We start from the raw sequence: 15666 nt of genomic DNA on the forward strand, positions 1-15666 counted from the left end.
ATACTGCCCTTATTTATAACAGAGAGTTAAATTAAAGAAAAAGTTTTTCTTATAATTTATAGACTTATGGGTAATAGTAAGGTTTACTCCGGAACGTACTCCTGCTGCGTCAACAAGTAAAAGTTGGTGCGGATTCTTCGGGAAACGAGTTGTGCCAGCAATAGCAACAGTTGGTGTAGCCATTGCAACTGTATATTACGCGAGTTTATAAAAAATTATCGTGGCGAAGCCCCATAGGTATCTGTAGAAATGCTTCTCTCAACATTTGAGAAGCATTTTTTATAGAAAAATTAGATATCGTTCCCAGGCACTTTTATTTGGATTTTTCTTATTAAATTCAATGTATTAGATTATATTGTTTGATTTATAGTTTCTCTTTCTCCGAGGAATTACTCCATAAAATATCCAATTAAATGACCATAAAATACAAAAAAAATACAAATTTTGCTTGCATTTGAGGGAGCCGTTGCGTATCATGCCGAAGCTCAATAATAACCCAAACAGTTCCATTTATAGAATATTTGTTGTTAAGTTGAATAACAAGTAAATTTAAAACGCGAATCGGAGTAGTCAATGCAACAGAAACATATTAAATCTTGGTCTGAAATTGATGTTAAATCTGCAAAATATTACGATAAAATCATTGCTTTATGTAAAAAGAATCTAAAAATTGATGATAATGTTACTTTCTTAGTAGTGGATCATTGTCTGCAAACTTTTGAGTCGCATGTGGATTCTATAGCAAAACTTGGCAAAATAGCGGGTGTGATTCTGAAAAGCTCTACTCATGTTAAAGAAGCTGAGGAATTTGCCAAAAAACACTGCAAAATATTAGATGTTTCAAAAGAAGATCTTAAAAAACCTGGAGTAGCGATTGATCTCGTTTTAAAAAATACAAAAGCCAATGAAAAATTGGTTATATTGGACCATGGTGGTTATTTTTCTTATTCTCTTAAAGAGATGATGTCTGATCCGGAAGTGAGCAAAAGACTAATTGGTATTGCAGAGGTCACTGAAAATGGGCACTACAAACTGAATAAGGCTTTAAAAGAAACGGCGATGCCTAATCTTTCTGTTGCTCGTAGTAACATTAAAGAATTGGAAGATGCGCAAACGGGTGTTGCGATTTGCGATGCGAGCAATACAATCCTATATGGTGTACATTCCGCTTTAAATTCGTTACAACACGCTTGTGTTATTGGTTATGGAAAAATCGGCCGGAGTATTGCAAATAGCTTAAGAAAAAGAGGGATTCCAGAAGTCACAGTGATTGAAATTGACCCTCTTCGCGCGCAATTAGCTATGATTGACGGACATCAGGTCGTAATGGGGACCGATAAAAAAGCTAAAGCACTTGCTTTCCAAAAAGCACAGATTTTATTTAGTGCAACTGGATCAAAAGTATTGTGTGCCGAAGATATTGCTAACTTACGAAAAATTGACCGCTCTTCTGAAGTGGACACGCAACCTGTGTTGTTTATTGCATCATGTACTTCCCCAGATGATGAGTTCAGTGATGACTTTTTTAAAGAACTGGCAGCTCAAAGCACAAATTCAGAAAGAGATCGTTGCGAGTGTGAAGAAGACCAACACTTGTCGCCTTATAAGTTATTTGATGGTCGTACAATCTATGTATTAAATGGTGGAAAATCGGTCAATTTTGCAATTGGTGGCACTCCAGGTTTTGAAATTTGCCAGGTCTGGGCAGGAGTTTTATATACTGCAGCGAAATTAGCGGCACACGATGTAAAGCCTTCTAATACAGTACAAGAATTGAGTCGCGACGAAGAAAGGTCGATTGGTCTTGTGACCCAAACGGTATTCTTTGGTAAAGACTGTTGTGAAGATCCTAAACCTAAGGAAGAACCTAAAAAACCTCAAGCATCTAGGCTTCACCGCTCTCATAGTTTTTCAGAAGTGATGCAGTCTGGATTGTTTGGTGCCTCAAAACCAACAAAGCAGGAGACACAACACGATCCCTATGAGAAAAAATCTCAGTCTCCTCAATAAATGATATAGACTTGACTAGACGTATCTAGTCAAGTCTATCCAATATCATAACCTGTACCTCATTCACTAATGAATAGTTAGTCAAATAGTCTATCTTGGAATCTTGACTTCAAAGGAACTTAGTGAAAAAATTCATCATCTTATTTAAACTATGAACAACAAAAGAGCGATTCACCATAATCCGAGTCCTGCTCTTACTTTATTTAGTTCACAAAGTTTCACACTGTACTCAGATTTAATGAAATGATAGGTAATAAAATGTCTTCAGAAAATATGGAACAAGCACTTGGTGGCCTCTTGTCTACCACTATAACCCAAGAAACAGATCAGAAAAAAACAGAGCAGAAACAGCAAAAAAGAAAAGTAATTTTGAATCGAATAATTTATCCTATCAGTGCATTAGTTGCATTACCTACCAGCATATTATCTGGATTTGCAGCACTTGAAAGTGAGCATGGAAACCTTAAATCACTCGATTCTTTAAATGCAATTGGTCACTTACTCATGAATCAATCCGTTAGTCAGCTCTTCTATGGACTCATCTGTTTGCTAGCAACTGCTATTGTCTTGACTGGCCTTAATAAGAAATATCTTTTGGGTTCTACGCAAACAGTTTTAGATCTCATTAAAAGTAACATTATTTATTTAAAAAACAAATTTTCAAAAAAATTGGACGGAAACAGAGTTTCATTAATTGAAAATGGACTTTTCGTATGGTGCTTTATCACCAGCCTGATTTTTGCAGAGCTTGGCAAAGAGACGATGGCTTTTTTAGGAGTACCTGGTGAGCTCATTGGTTTTTATCTCAATTTAATCGTGTACTTCGCTACTCGATATGCAGGAGCACGTCGTTTTTTTCGAAATATTCTCGAACAAAAGAATACTCAATCCTCGCCACAAGATCATAGGATTAGAAAAATAGCCCCCATCATTGGCTATATATTGGCTTTTGTTAGTGCGATTTCGATTATCATTAATTTTATTCCCGAATGTGTTAAAGGATTACAAATGCTGTTACATAGCAATTTGAATGCTGATCCCAAATATCAAAACATGACGGCTCTAAGTGTAGGTTTTATCGCGACCTTACCAACAGTTTTTTTCTATAGTGTGAGCATTAAAGATTTACCCAAACATTTGACTAAATCTGGTTCACTATTTCATAAGACAATAAAGTTCCGTCATTATAAACACGCTTTCTTGTTATTGTTATTAACAGTGCTTGCATTTGCAGCAAGTTATTTCGCGGGAATTGGTTTCCGTTTAGTGGGCACCAGCAATATCGAGCAAGGCTATTTATCTTATTTGAATCCAGTAATCGCAAATTGGATGCCCAATATGCTTTTTATTGCATGTGTCCTGATGTTTTGGTCGCATTTGCAACATTTAATCAATGAGCGTGTAAAACAACAATAGACCTCTCTCCAAACTCGCTGAGGGGAGTGAAGTGCGAGGAGAGCGGAGCACAGAAACAGAGTGTACACGCAGTCACATGAGGATTCGAGCACCGCATCGACGAAGCAATGCACCTCCTCAGTAGCGTTTGGAAAAAGGTCTAATAAGAGACAAAACCTAGCGGGCACTCAGAAATCTTGATCTTTTTATTATTGCTCGATGAAAAATATTTATGTATAGTTGTTAATTAATGACCACAAATCTTTATAAGTGTTCAAGATACATTTATATTTTCATTGATGAAAAAGGAGGATGTTTGTGCCTAAAAGTTATAAGGAAATACACGATCGAATAACAAAGAAATATAAATCCCATTACTTAAACAAAACTACTTCCAAGTCTTTAGCGAAAAATATTAAAAATCTCACCCTTGATGATATTATTAATTTATTAAAAGAAATTAGAGACACGCCTGAACTAACCCAAATGTCTATTTCCCTATCCCGAAGAAGCAACCTATTTGATAAGTTAGTTCTGATGATAGGTGATGAGCCGCATGAATGGGCTTTAAGATTACATACCTATAACATGGTAAGACAATCCGATGAACCCGGATATGTAATAAGTAATTTAAATAGAAAAATTAGGGACGATGAAAACCATATACATGAACATAGTTGGCAATTGGCCTCTAGAATTTTAATTGGTGGATTCAAAAATCATCAATATGCTAAAACTGAAGTAGCACCCTTTTTTAATCGTTATAATTTAGTACCCACCATCAAAGATGGTGTTTCTGAAGACACATCATATAGAAAAGCTATATTAGAAGGACAAACAGGTATAATAGAAATTACTGAAGATTTATATCAACAAGGTGATTTAGTCCATTATCCCATAGAAATTCCTCATAAAATCGACACGCTTGCTTCTTCTTACTTAGGCATGACAATCACCTTGGCACATACCTCTGAGCGTCAACACGAGAACTCTATTTTTTATGAGAAAATGCAAGGTGATGCGGGAGATATGGAATTGACAATTGAAGCCCATAAATACACAGAAAGAACCTATTATGAAGCCATAAATATCGCTATTACTAATTTAGAGCTTATAAAATTATGTGATCAACTGGCAAAAAAGGGATTTGAACGGTTTAATCGCTTTATCGATCCACTTACCAAACAATTTTCTCCAAATAACGTGCTAGAAACAGAATTATTACCTACGATAGCCATGTTAATATTACAGAAGAATGAGAAATTTATAGAGTATCCAATGACAGCAGAACTACAGGGAAAATCAAAAAAAGAAATTCAAAAACTAAAGGAAAAATATGCGAATCGAAGTAGTGAATTAAAAGAACTTATTGAAAATACAATTGAAGATATGGATAGACCCTCTTTAATGCAGCTTATTAGAACTTCTCAAGAGAATCTAATTGCTAAACTATACACAGCTTCTCGTGACAATTTAGCTCCAAGCGTTCAGCACATATTAAAAAAGAGAGAGATAAATCCACCAGAACATGTTCTCAAGAGCGTAAGCTTTTTTTCTAGAGAGCCGGCAGGAGCACGTACGTTAATAACAGAGAGCCACGATTCGCTTGCCCAAATCATTTCATTGAAATAATAACTCTGGTGGGTCTTAAGAACTCAGTACATCAAATCAATTAACCACTTAATTTGCATGACTTTATGCAAAAACTTAAAATTAACCAACGTAGGATGACGACATACTGCTTCTCACGCCAGTCATAGTTTTTATTAAAAATTTCAACCTGCTATCCCCTCTTGGGAAGTAATTATCTATTCATTGTTTCCTTTGCATTTATTGCGATTTCAATTAGTATTGAAGCTAATAGTAAGTCAGGGATTTTAATCATGTCATACTTTATCCAGAACTTACAATGGCCAACATCTATCAATGCAGCCACAGGAATGGATGCTTTGTCCCATAATCTAGGAATTGCATGAATTTCTTATATTATTAAAGAGCCCTATCAATGAGATCTAGATTAGTTAAATTGTTAAAATCACTAGTTAAGCTTATCTGCTTAGGTCTGGTAATTTTACTCGGGTTAAGAATATTTGATTCGCAACGTGGCCCAGCCTTGGAGCTATGGCATACTTATGTCCCAAAAGAAAAACATGCTAAAGAACTTGATAAACTTAATTGGGCACAATACATAGAAGTAGAAAATGCCCTTTTTAACGCTGTACGAACTGAAGTAACTGAAAAATTAAACCGTAAAGAGCGTGTCCCGATTAATCGATATTTCTCCGGAAGCCCAGTATATCCCGAAAATTTTTCCATCGATTGGAATCACTCCTACATACTTGAGCCCCAAGGTCCTACTATTGGTGCTGTTGTACTCTTACATGGGCTGACTGACTCTCCTTATAGCCTGCGTCATATTGCCAGACGATATGTCGCCCATGGTTATGTCGCCATAGCGATTAGACTACCTGCTCATGGCACAGTACCTGCAGCGTTAACAGATGTCAAATGGGAAGATTGGTTAGCGGCAACCAGGCTAGCCGTACGTGAAGCACGAAGACGCATAGAACCATCACAACCCCTTCATCTCGTAGGTTTTTCTAATGGCGGAGCACTGGCATTAAAATATGCTCTTGATTCTCTTGAAAATAAACAATTAGTACGACCCGATAAGATTATCTTAATTTCACCAATGATAGGAATCACCCGCTTCGCTCGCTTTGCGGGATTTGCTGCCTTACCGGCTATCTTACCCCCATTTGCAAAAGCAGCTTGGCTTAGTATTCTTCCTGAATTCAATCCATTTAAATACAATTCTTTTCCGGTTAATGGAGCAAGTCAGTCTCATCGTTTAACTACAGCATTGCAACAACAAATAGTGCGCCTTGCCAATGAAGATCAACTCATTGAACTTCCACCCGTATTGACGTTCCAGTCTGTAATGGATTTTACAGTGAGTACGCGTGCAATAATTACTGCTTTTTATGCCAACCTTCCTGCAAATGGTAGTGAATTAGTATTATTTGATTTGAATAGAGCGGCTAAATTAGGTCTTTTATTACGCCCTTCCGCAGATACAGCAGTGGCAGAGCTTTTAAATGCCCCTCCGCGAAAATTTCGCACCGTAATCATCACCAATGCGAATGTTGACAGTGTCGATGTTGTCGAACGTGTCACTGAAGCTGGAACTGTAAATGAAACCGTTTCCCCTCTGGGATTGACTTATCCACGCGATGTTTACTCCTTGTCACATGTTGCCATACCCTTTCCTGTAAACGACAGTCTATATGGCCTTTTTCCTGATTCGAAAAAATATGGCATTCAATTAGGAGCCACCGCTTCGCGTGGTGAACGACACGTACTCATCATCAGTTTGGATTCAATCCTTCGACTTTCATCCAATCCGTTTTTCCCTTATATGATTAAACGAATAGAAGAACATATTCCCGCAACTACCCAAAAGGTTCCTAAAGCATAAAAAAATTTGCATACCCAATAAGGAAATAATATACTCATATTGAGTAAAATAAATTCATTATGGCGTGGCAAAAAGAAAAGGAGTTCATAATGATAATTAAATCATTAGCAACTGGATTAGCGCTTGCTTCTTCCATGATACTAACAAACATTCCAAATCGGCCAGTATGTTATAAGGAATTTCATGAAAAAAAAGGATGGCATATGGTTTCAAAAAAATGTCCTATCCCCCCTGCTAGAACTTGGAAAGAATATTACAGTGGATTCTACACTCGTCCAGAATTATAGATTCTGAGGCTAAAAACCATCTCTTTTGGTGTCTTAAGTAATTATTCATTTTTTATAGTTAATTATTGGGTCACTTTAACCTGAGATATGTCACCTTATACACAAGATTTTTTATAATCATTGTCAACTTTAATAATACACTTTGAACTAAATTCATGTCATTCCCGCCTGCGCGGGAATGACAAAATATATAAACAATATGATCATTAAAAGCGACAAATTATTCAAAAAAAACTGACGATACCTCAGGTCAAAATGACCTGAGGTATCGTCAGCTTTTCATTTAAATTTTTTTGATTCATTTCATAGAGACAAGTCATAATTTACGGTGTTATGTTGCACAAGACTCCTTGTGTTCTTTCTCCGCCAACAAAGTAAAGTTGGCTTCAGCAAAGCAACTTGTTGCTTCATAATGTACTGTTTTGCTGCTTAGGTTTGCCTGGCGTAATTGATTTATAAGCGTTTCATTGTGCCGAAAACTGTCCAACCATTTTTTGATCCTTTTTAAACGCCATATATGTTTATAAATTTTTTTATTCTTTATCTCTTTTATAACAATGAACTTAGGCAATTTAAAGGGAAGTAATTCTTCATTGAGGAGAAGTATTGCCATTAGCCAACGTAGTGAAAGGAATGAAGGGTGAAAGTCGCCACTGCGGTGGCTGATATTTTTTAAAACAGCCCCTGCTTTATCTTTAAATTTTATATTTCCTGCGGTCAAGCAGCATGCAGTCTCTAAAGGATCACCGGTCATTTGGAAATGTTTCGGTGCTTTATTATGAGGACGAGTTTCAAATGCAAACCACAGCTTACCTGCTGTATCTACTAAAAAGCGAAAAATGGTTTCTTCTTCTCGCGCCAGTAGTTGTTTGAACGTAGATAAAGAATTTACAGAAAAAGAATCCGCTTCACAATTAACGGCTGTTTTTCCCGCATAAAAAAGATGTGCTGGATCGGGAGGAGCTGAGAAAAACTCTTTATCTAATTGGGTTGAAAATCGAATCATATTTTTTATTAGAATAATTGACGCACTAATAACATGAATCATAACACAAATAGGCGTCGTCAAGTTAATAAAATCCAGGGTAAAAAATACCAATATCTTGAGTTTTCGGACGGCAAAGAATCCGGGGAGCGAAACCAGCTTATAAACCAATTACTTCGAACTGACGTTTTAGAGATAAAAGGATTGCAAATTTAATTTAACTCGATAACATAATCTATAAAAAGAAATAACAAAGGAATGTCATGAAACTTGCATTATTTACTACCGCTTTATTAGCCGCTGGAACCGCTGCCTCATCCTCAGTGAATGGCTGGTATGCCAGCGGCTTTGGCGGCTACACTTATTCACCTTCTAATGTAGAAAGGATTTATTACGATTTCTTCTACCTCTCCGATGTACATTATCGTTGGGGCTATAATGCTGGTGGCGGCCTTGGATACCAAAGCAACCCTATTCGTTATGAATTTCAATATACGTACTTATATGTTGATACAAATCAATATAGTGTAAATCATAGACCCGCACTGGATATCGATGGTGGTACTAAAGCAAACATCCTTATGGCCAATCTTTATTATGACTTTCCTGAAAAGTTGGCTAAAATTTCTCCCTTCCTTGGAGTAGGTATCGGCTATGCCTTTATGCACGCTACTTTAAACAGTACAAGCCGCTTCAAACGCCCTCATTTTAATGTAGACCAAAACTCCTTTGCTTATCAAGGAACCGCTGGGTTGACTTATAATATTAGGGAAAATTTTGCAATCAATGCAGCATATCGCTATTTCGCATCCACCGATAAAAGTAATTGGGGCAAAAACCTCCAAGCACACATGGCTAATGTTGGTGTAGTATATCGTTTTGATATAGGCCAGATAGGTAGTTATAAATAGTAGTTCTTTGCATTTGAAATTCCAAATTTAGTCCTATTTCCGATGACGCCCGATTTACCCGAAAAGATTGATTATGCCTTTAGGAGTAAATAGTGGGCCATTGGACAGAGCACCTTTAGTATAATAAGGACCACCAACCCAGTCTACATAGGTATATTGATTAGTATCCATGTTTAAATCCCCAAATGCAGCACCTCCTTGGGAGCGCACATTTTCTCCAACAACCGGCGGTATGGTTCCTACATGGTACGTGTCTTCAGCAATGTATTGCCCAGAGGATTTTGTACCCGTTACATGCCATACGTATTTGGGCTTTGAATAAGGCTCATTCAAATCTCTGCCTTCTGCATTGGCTGGCGTTATTGTAAAAATGGAAGTAATAAAATAAACAATAAATGAAAAAGAAAAAATAGGGGCCATTCCATGTCTCCCTGTTTTCTAGAAATTGTTATGTAGAAGTATAGCTCAAAGGAAGATCTATGCTTCAAGCATGTGTTCTTATAGCTACGAGAGTCCGAGCTGCGTAATACTTTAACAATTTTTTTCGTTGAATGTCGATACAGTACGATTAGGGCTAGGCTTTAACAGTCTGGCCTACGTTTGTTGCGGTTCATAAAATTGAAATGCGCAACAAAATTGGTTAAATTCTACATAATATAATTTTGCTAATTTCCTCTTCCCTTAAAGGAACCTATGCATCAAACTACGTTAATCTACTCAACCACTCTTATTCGTAAAGCGATTTTTAGTTTTTGGTATAAAACCGTTGGGCCTTTCACAATCCTGACTTGGGTTGCGCTCATGGGATATTTAATATTCCTAATATCTAATGAAGATTATTCTTGGATTACCGGTGCACTTGGAGCGATTCTCTTTTTTTCTGTTGCTATAGTTATTATGCTGTATTTCGTTCACTATCGAAACTCTATAAACAAATTCAAAAAAATGGGAAATCCTGATGCGCTATTCTTGGCCTCCGAGGATAATTTCACATTTTCATCAGGCGCAGGCTCGGTCACTCTTCCTTGGTCATCAATTGAATCAGTTTGGCAATTTTCTGACTATTATTTATTGTTTTACTCAAAATCTCAATTTTCGATCGTTCCTCTTGCAGGTGTTAATGAAGAAATTCAGCACTATATTATTAAGCACGTACGCGATGCGGGTGGAAAAATATTTTGAACTTTAGAGCGGTGTAAGTATAAGCTGGCCTGTTACGCCCAGTATAGAATCTTTAGTTTTTTCACATGAACATTCATTGGTTTTTTATTGAGTCACTTCAAGTCACTTATTTTGCACAAAAAAAAACCTGACCTATATTTTATATATGAGCACCTTGTTTAAGGACTTGTCATGCCGCATCCCAATAATTATAGACCTTTTGATCCTCCCAATGATAAATCTCCTCCTCCTAAGGTATGGGCACAAGCTGTATTGCCAGATATATTAGCTTTAGGTCGACAGAAGATTGCTTTGTTTAATAACTTTCCCCCAGAATATGTCGACTATTACAAAGCCCTCCAGGAAGCGATTGCCAAACACCATCCAGACGAGCAAGACCGACCTTTAATTTGCCTGGATATTATAGGACGTAAGCGTAAAAATGAGCGGCCCCTTGACGAAGCAGACCCTAGGCCTCAAGAGGATGATGGGAGATCTCCTGAGGATAGTATGGAAGCAGCCCCTAAGCTTCAAGAGGATGATGGGAGGGAAAAAGCTCCTGAAAAGCCTAAAGTAGTTCGCTATTTTGCTGATATTCGAATGGCTGGAGGTACAGGACCATTATCTGATGCAACAGCCTTAGAAAACCTTGTACGTCAAATGTCTAAAATTGGCCATGCTCCATTGAATCAGGAGACACGAGAGCAGATTGCAGAGCGGATGGAGAATTTTTCGGGTGTTATGTACTCAATGCCTCCACCTCGGGATAAGAAACGTTTAGCTCTAGAAGGAAGAACATATAAGAATCTATACAGAGATGCCAGGGAGGATCTACCTTGTACGTCGTTACACATTCTAACCAATACCGGTCATTCTAATAAATGGGTATTTAGTTGGGATCTTTTTTTAGGTCAGAAAAAATTTGGCGATGTGGATGATATGACGGTAAAAGTTGCACGTCGAATTGAAGATGAAGCCCGTAATAATGAACGTGTATTAATATTGGGGACTCATGAGGCTGACAAAAAAAAATTATACCCTAACTTATTAAGTAATCGATCCATCGAAGCAATACTCCCTACAGGAAAGTTTGGACGACACGATGCCAAATTATATTTGCAAAGCATTATTGATCAAACCAAAGCAGGTAGAGTTCACGCGCATATGCCGGGCGAACCTCGTACTTGTGGTCAAGCATTCGTTGACTTTGTTGTAGCCTATGCAAAAGCAACTCGATGTACCTCTTTACTTTTTAGTTGTACCGAACTACCGATGCTTCTGCATACCCCTGCATCTGCCAATCAGACTTATTTTGATATATTAAAAGAAGAGTTAGCTAAATTAAATGTAGATTTTAAATATTATGATACTGAAGAACTATTTGTTGAAGAAATGGCCACAAAAAGTCTGAGCTTGCAGAAGCATCCAGAGATACGCTCGACTTTTTCTTTCAGAGGCGAATCATCAACTTATCATCATCTGCATACCAAGTTGAATGAAGTTAGAGATACTATAGAACAACATTGTCATAAGTTTATTGGTACAAAGGATGAGAAACAAAAACAAAAAAGAAATGTACTTATGGCTACATTGAAATACTTTGACGATGGTGATTTGAGTGCGTTAGCTCGTGTAATGAAAGAAAACCCAAGATATGAGGAATCATCAACAAAAAGTAAAACTTTAGAATTAGTGTCAACAGGTATACACTTAATGAAAGATATAGAGCGTGAGAAAGCAAAATTTGATTCGTTTAAGGTAATGCGAGAGGACCTACAGGAAGGAAGAGCACAAGCTTTAGAAAATGCGTTGCCGCCTGATGAAGGTAAAGAGCCGTATGATGATCAAGCTCAAGCTCGACTCGCCTAGCGGGGGTAGCTTGTTTGCTGCTTACCCACAGGCATACCGAAACGTTAAAACAGAGATTATTAGACCGTTGCTCGGGAATGAGGATTAAAATAGATAGTTAAGGTAAATGCCGGGTTGCAAGCAACCACACTACGCTTACTTATTTTTCATATTTTTATTGACTCAGTATCGAAGGTGTATGCTCCTGTTCATCAGAGACTTTTGTATTGAAATAGTCTGGCAATTCGAGTGAGTTTTTCTTGCAATAAGAGATAATATCCGCCTTACATCCCATTTTATAATGGCCTTTACCATCTGAAAAAGCATAATTATCACTATTTACTTCTTTAAATAAAAATGCATGCCCTTCATTTGCCTGCTGACTAAAAAAAGCATCTGCTTTTGAATTGTCCTCATCGTCGGGGAAATGGAGACAATTACCATGAATATTTTCCTCGCCAAACTCCTCTTTAAAATTTGCAAATATCTTAGCAATCGTTTCATTATGTGCGGATTGGACTTCAAATAATGGATTAGGCTTCTTATACAATTTTTGCAATTGTTCTATCGGAGGAAGTTCATCCATTCCTGCATCATCGCTTAGCTTATCTTTCAGCCTTTTAAATGCCTCTTGCTCCATAGTGGTTAATTGTTGGTGTTGCAGTTTTTTAATGAGTAAAGCTGCTTCTTCTTCCTTGATGATTTTTCTTAATTCTTCAAGTGATGTAGCCATAAAATTAGTTCCGCTCAACTTAGTTTATTAAATCATATATTAAATAAAAAGATGAAAGCGAATTTACCCATAAGTTTACACAATTTTTACAAATTGATTTAATTTTACATCATGGAATAAACACTTTTTTACCTTAAAAGTTCATTTCACCTCGTAAATGCCAACCTTGTTCTCGTTTCCATTGGGCATACAAACAATACTCCTATGCCAAAAATACCGGCATTGAACCATTCTGGAAAATACGTTACATTTTTTAAGAATTAGGCGCTCACAATACAAGGAAATGTCTGTGATAATGCAAACCATAACTACCTATTACTTGGGGTTTTTAGGTATAAAGAGGCGATGGACTCAATTTTTATTTATTTTCTCTTTCTTTATGTCTTGCTCTCATGCGGATTCATTACGTCCGCTTATAATAGCTACAGAAATTTTTAACCCTCCTTTTATTATGCAAGGAGCAAATAAGCAATTATTTGGTTTTGATATAGAAATGATGGAGGATATTTGTCAGATGATACACCGTGAGTGTCAATATCGTCCCGGTTTTTTCGAAAACACGATTATATCGAGTATCGAAAAAAATGAGGCAGATATAGGTGTTGCGTCGATTACAATTACTTTAGAACGAAGTGAGCATGTCAATTTTTCATTCCCCTATCTTCCAAGTGATGCTCAATATTTAGCATTAAAAAAATGGACTGCTGTCCCCTTTTCTCAAGACGCGTTTAATGGAAAAAAAATAGGTATTCAAGTGGGCACTATTTTTGAAAAAGTAATTAAAGACTCAGGTTTTCCTGATGTTGAAATTGTAAATTATAATTCAACTCCTCAGCTCATTAAGGCTTTGGGCGATGAGAATGTTGATTTTATTTTACAGGATGCATTGTCAGCCCAGTATTGGGCCAGTCAAATGCCGATCTTTACTACGTTTGGAAAACCGTTTGGCTTTGGATATGGATTGGGTATCGCTGTAAATAAGAGAGAAAGTGAGTTATTACAACAGATTAATGATGCGTTACTTGAGTTCCAAAAAAATGGCCAGTTTAAACAGACTTATGATAGATATATTCTAGGAGGTTATGTCAAAAATCCTTCAGATAGGCATGTTCTGGGAGAACATGCCAAAAATCTTTCGAGTAATAAGAAGTAACTATTTGTAAGTGCCTCATTTAAAGTATTAGGCTGTAATGAGCAGGTGAAGTATTCTTCAAGTTCAAATTGAAATTAGGGAACGTTAGCTGTGATATTGAAATTAATTATTCGCACATTGATCACGTTATTCATTATGGCTTTATTTCTTTTTCTACCTGTAGGCACTATGAATTGGCCAAGTGCATGGATCTTTCTGCTTCTTCAGGGAAGCTTTGAACTATTCATTGGTTTTTGGTTGGCGAAACATGATCCGCAGCTATTAAAAGAAAGACGATCCTTTGTTATTCAACCAGGTCAAAAAAAATGGGACAAAGTAATTATGGTACTGTTCTCAATCCTGCAAATAACTTGGCTACCCTTTATTGCCTTTGATGTGGCTTATTCCCAGGGAAATTTTATTCCTGTTTTTGTCAAGGTTGTGGCAGCTATTCTAATGATAACAGGATTCTATATTTTTTATTTGGTATTTAAAGAGAACTCTTACGCCTCCCCTGTAGTAAAAATTCAAACAGCGAGGGAGCATAAAATCGTGACTACAGGTCCATATCACTATGTGCGTCATCCCATGTATTCTGGTTCCATGCTCTATTTTATCGGCATCCCTTTATTACTTGGCTCCTGGTATGGTTTGTTGTTTACACTGTGTTTAATTATCCTGCTGATCATTCGCTCCATGCTGGAAGAAAAAGCGCTCACAGAAGAGTTTTCAAACCATTACATTAAGTATACCGAACGTGTTCACTATCGTTTTATTCCTTTCGTTTATTGACCGGTATTGATGGTGTAATGAAGTTTTTTGACACGTATTTTAAGGTTTGTTTACAATTCGCTATCTTGAGCCAAAATGCAGCGATTTTAGAGCACCGAAACGGAGCATACACGAATTATGTGAGTATCGGAGTGCAGAAAGTCGCTGCATTTTGGCCAAGAAAGTAGAATTGTTTTTATAGGAATTTATAATGAACATTCTATTAACTGGCTCAACAGGTAGGCTTGGCAGAGAAATATCCAAACTCCTAAATACTCCCAATAACAAAATAACACTGCATGGTAGAAATCAAAATCGTTTAGATGAGTTAGCCAAGTCATTGGATAAAAGTGACGTTATCACTGTTGCTAAGGACCTATCTTTTCCTGAGGCAGCTGAATCGATCATTCAAGAGGTAATTCATCATTTTAAAGGCTTAGACGTCCTTATTAATAACGCAGGGTGTTTTAATTTTGGAAATTTTATCGATATACCTCTTCCAGTGATAAAAGATACGATGCAAACAAATCTGGTCTCATTAATCATGATTACTCGATTAGCTTTACCTTACTTAATCGCGAGTAAACACGGTATAATTATTAATATTGCATCCATTGCAGGGCGGGAATATATCCCTGGAGCGTCCACATATTGTGCCACAAAACATGGGATTTTCGGCTTTTCTGGATCATTATTTGAAGAAGTGAGAGAGCAAGGAGTTAGAGTGTGTACCATTGCTCCAGGGCAGCTCACAATTTCTGATGCAAATGAGAAAAATACCATTCCACCCACGGAACTCGCACACCTTGTAAATTATGTTCTTAACTACCCGGGCAGAAAAAGCTTTCCCCGAGAAATAATAGTTGGAGCTACTTAGGGTCTGTTTACATTTCTACTATCTTGGCCAAACTGTCCTGATTTTCTGCGCTGCTATGCTCACATACCTTATGTATGC

General features: G+C 37.0%; 15 protein-coding genes. 12 read left to right on the plus strand and 3 right to left on the minus strand.

Annotated elements, in window-relative coordinates; genetic code table 11:
* Positions 1-573 precede the first annotated feature (573 nt).
* The 6 genes from Lani_RS00005 (at position 574) to Lani_RS00025 (ending at position 7170) form a co-directional block, all read left to right on the plus strand.
* Positions 574-2010 carry an NAD-binding protein gene (locus tag Lani_RS00005; RefSeq protein WP_019231961.1) on the plus strand — a complete coding sequence of 479 codons (1437 nt, stop codon included), beginning with the start codon at positions 574-576 and terminating at the stop codon, positions 2008-2010.
* Between the two features lie 258 nt (positions 2011-2268).
* Positions 2269-3426, plus strand: coding sequence for a hypothetical protein (locus Lani_RS00010; protein ID WP_019231960.1), 1158 nt, complete (start codon positions 2269-2271; stop codon positions 3424-3426).
* A 291-nt stretch (positions 3427-3717) separates the two neighbouring features.
* Complete coding sequence (locus Lani_RS00015) at positions 3718-5037, plus strand: hypothetical protein (RefSeq protein WP_019231959.1); 1320 nt, start codon at positions 3718-3720, stop codon at positions 5035-5037.
* Positions 5038-5288: 251 nt separating this feature from the next.
* Entirely contained in the window at positions 5289-5381 is a 93-nt protein-coding gene (locus Lani_RS21005) for an iron-containing alcohol dehydrogenase (RefSeq protein WP_136344278.1), read from the plus strand.
* 29 nt (positions 5382-5410) lie between these two features.
* On the plus strand, positions 5411-6883 hold the full coding sequence (locus Lani_RS00020) for an alpha/beta hydrolase (RefSeq protein WP_019231958.1): 1473 nt from the start codon (positions 5411-5413) through the stop codon (positions 6881-6883).
* Positions 6884-6972: 89 nt separating this feature from the next.
* Positions 6973-7170 (plus strand): hypothetical protein, encoded by a 198-nt coding sequence (locus tag Lani_RS00025; protein ID WP_019231957.1) that lies wholly within the window; start codon positions 6973-6975, stop codon positions 7168-7170.
* Positions 7171-7501: 331 nt separating this feature from the next.
* Here Lani_RS00025 and Lani_RS00030 read toward each other — a convergent pair whose 3' ends face one another.
* Positions 7502-8239 carry a hypothetical protein gene (locus Lani_RS00030; protein WP_223499446.1) on the minus strand — a complete coding sequence of 246 codons (738 nt, stop codon included), beginning with the start codon at positions 8237-8239 and terminating at the stop codon, positions 7502-7504.
* 179 nt (positions 8240-8418) lie between these two features.
* On the opposite strand from Lani_RS00030, the gene Lani_RS00035 reads away from it, so the two are divergent.
* Positions 8419-9066 carry an outer membrane protein gene (locus tag Lani_RS00035; protein WP_019231954.1) on the plus strand — a complete coding sequence of 216 codons (648 nt, stop codon included), beginning with the start codon at positions 8419-8421 and terminating at the stop codon, positions 9064-9066.
* Between the two features lie 54 nt (positions 9067-9120).
* Here the strand turns inward: Lani_RS00035 and Lani_RS00040 are convergent, their stop codons facing one another.
* Complete coding sequence (locus tag Lani_RS00040) at positions 9121-9486, minus strand: hypothetical protein (RefSeq protein ID WP_019231953.1); 366 nt, start codon at positions 9484-9486, stop codon at positions 9121-9123.
* Positions 9487-9759: 273 nt separating this feature from the next.
* On the opposite strand from Lani_RS00040, the gene Lani_RS00045 reads away from it, so the two are divergent.
* Entirely contained in the window at positions 9760-10248 is a 489-nt protein-coding gene (locus tag Lani_RS00045; RefSeq protein ID WP_019231952.1) for a YcxB family protein, read from the plus strand.
* A gap of 171 nt (positions 10249-10419) precedes the next feature.
* A complete protein-coding gene (locus Lani_RS00050) occupies positions 10420-12096 on the plus strand; it encodes a hypothetical protein (RefSeq protein WP_019231951.1) in 1677 nt (558 codons plus the stop codon).
* 154 nt (positions 12097-12250) lie between these two features.
* Here Lani_RS00050 and Lani_RS00055 read toward each other — a convergent pair whose 3' ends face one another.
* The gene (locus Lani_RS00055; protein WP_019231950.1) at positions 12251-12808 is read right to left on the minus strand and encodes a hypothetical protein; all 558 of its coding nucleotides are present in this window, start codon (positions 12806-12808) and stop codon (positions 12251-12253) included.
* Between the two features lie 295 nt (positions 12809-13103).
* On the opposite strand from Lani_RS00055, the gene Lani_RS00060 reads away from it, so the two are divergent.
* The 3 genes from Lani_RS00060 to Lani_RS00070 all read left to right on the plus strand — a co-directional run bounded on the left by Lani_RS00060 (position 13104) and on the right by Lani_RS00070 (position 15588).
* Positions 13104-13961: a transporter substrate-binding domain-containing protein gene (locus tag Lani_RS00060; RefSeq protein WP_019231949.1), complete on the plus strand. Its 858-nt coding sequence runs from the start codon at positions 13104-13106 to the stop codon at positions 13959-13961.
* Positions 13962-14051: 90 nt separating this feature from the next.
* Positions 14052-14732 (plus strand): methyltransferase family protein, encoded by a 681-nt coding sequence (locus Lani_RS00065; protein ID WP_019231948.1) that lies wholly within the window; start codon positions 14052-14054, stop codon positions 14730-14732.
* Between the two features lie 190 nt (positions 14733-14922).
* Complete coding sequence (locus Lani_RS00070) at positions 14923-15588, plus strand: SDR family NAD(P)-dependent oxidoreductase (RefSeq protein WP_019231946.1); 666 nt, start codon at positions 14923-14925, stop codon at positions 15586-15588.
* The last annotated feature ends 78 nt before the right edge of the window (positions 15589-15666 follow it).

This window comes from Legionella anisa (genome assembly GCF_001467525.1).
GTDB lineage: Bacteria > Pseudomonadota > Gammaproteobacteria > Legionellales > Legionellaceae > Legionella > Legionella anisa.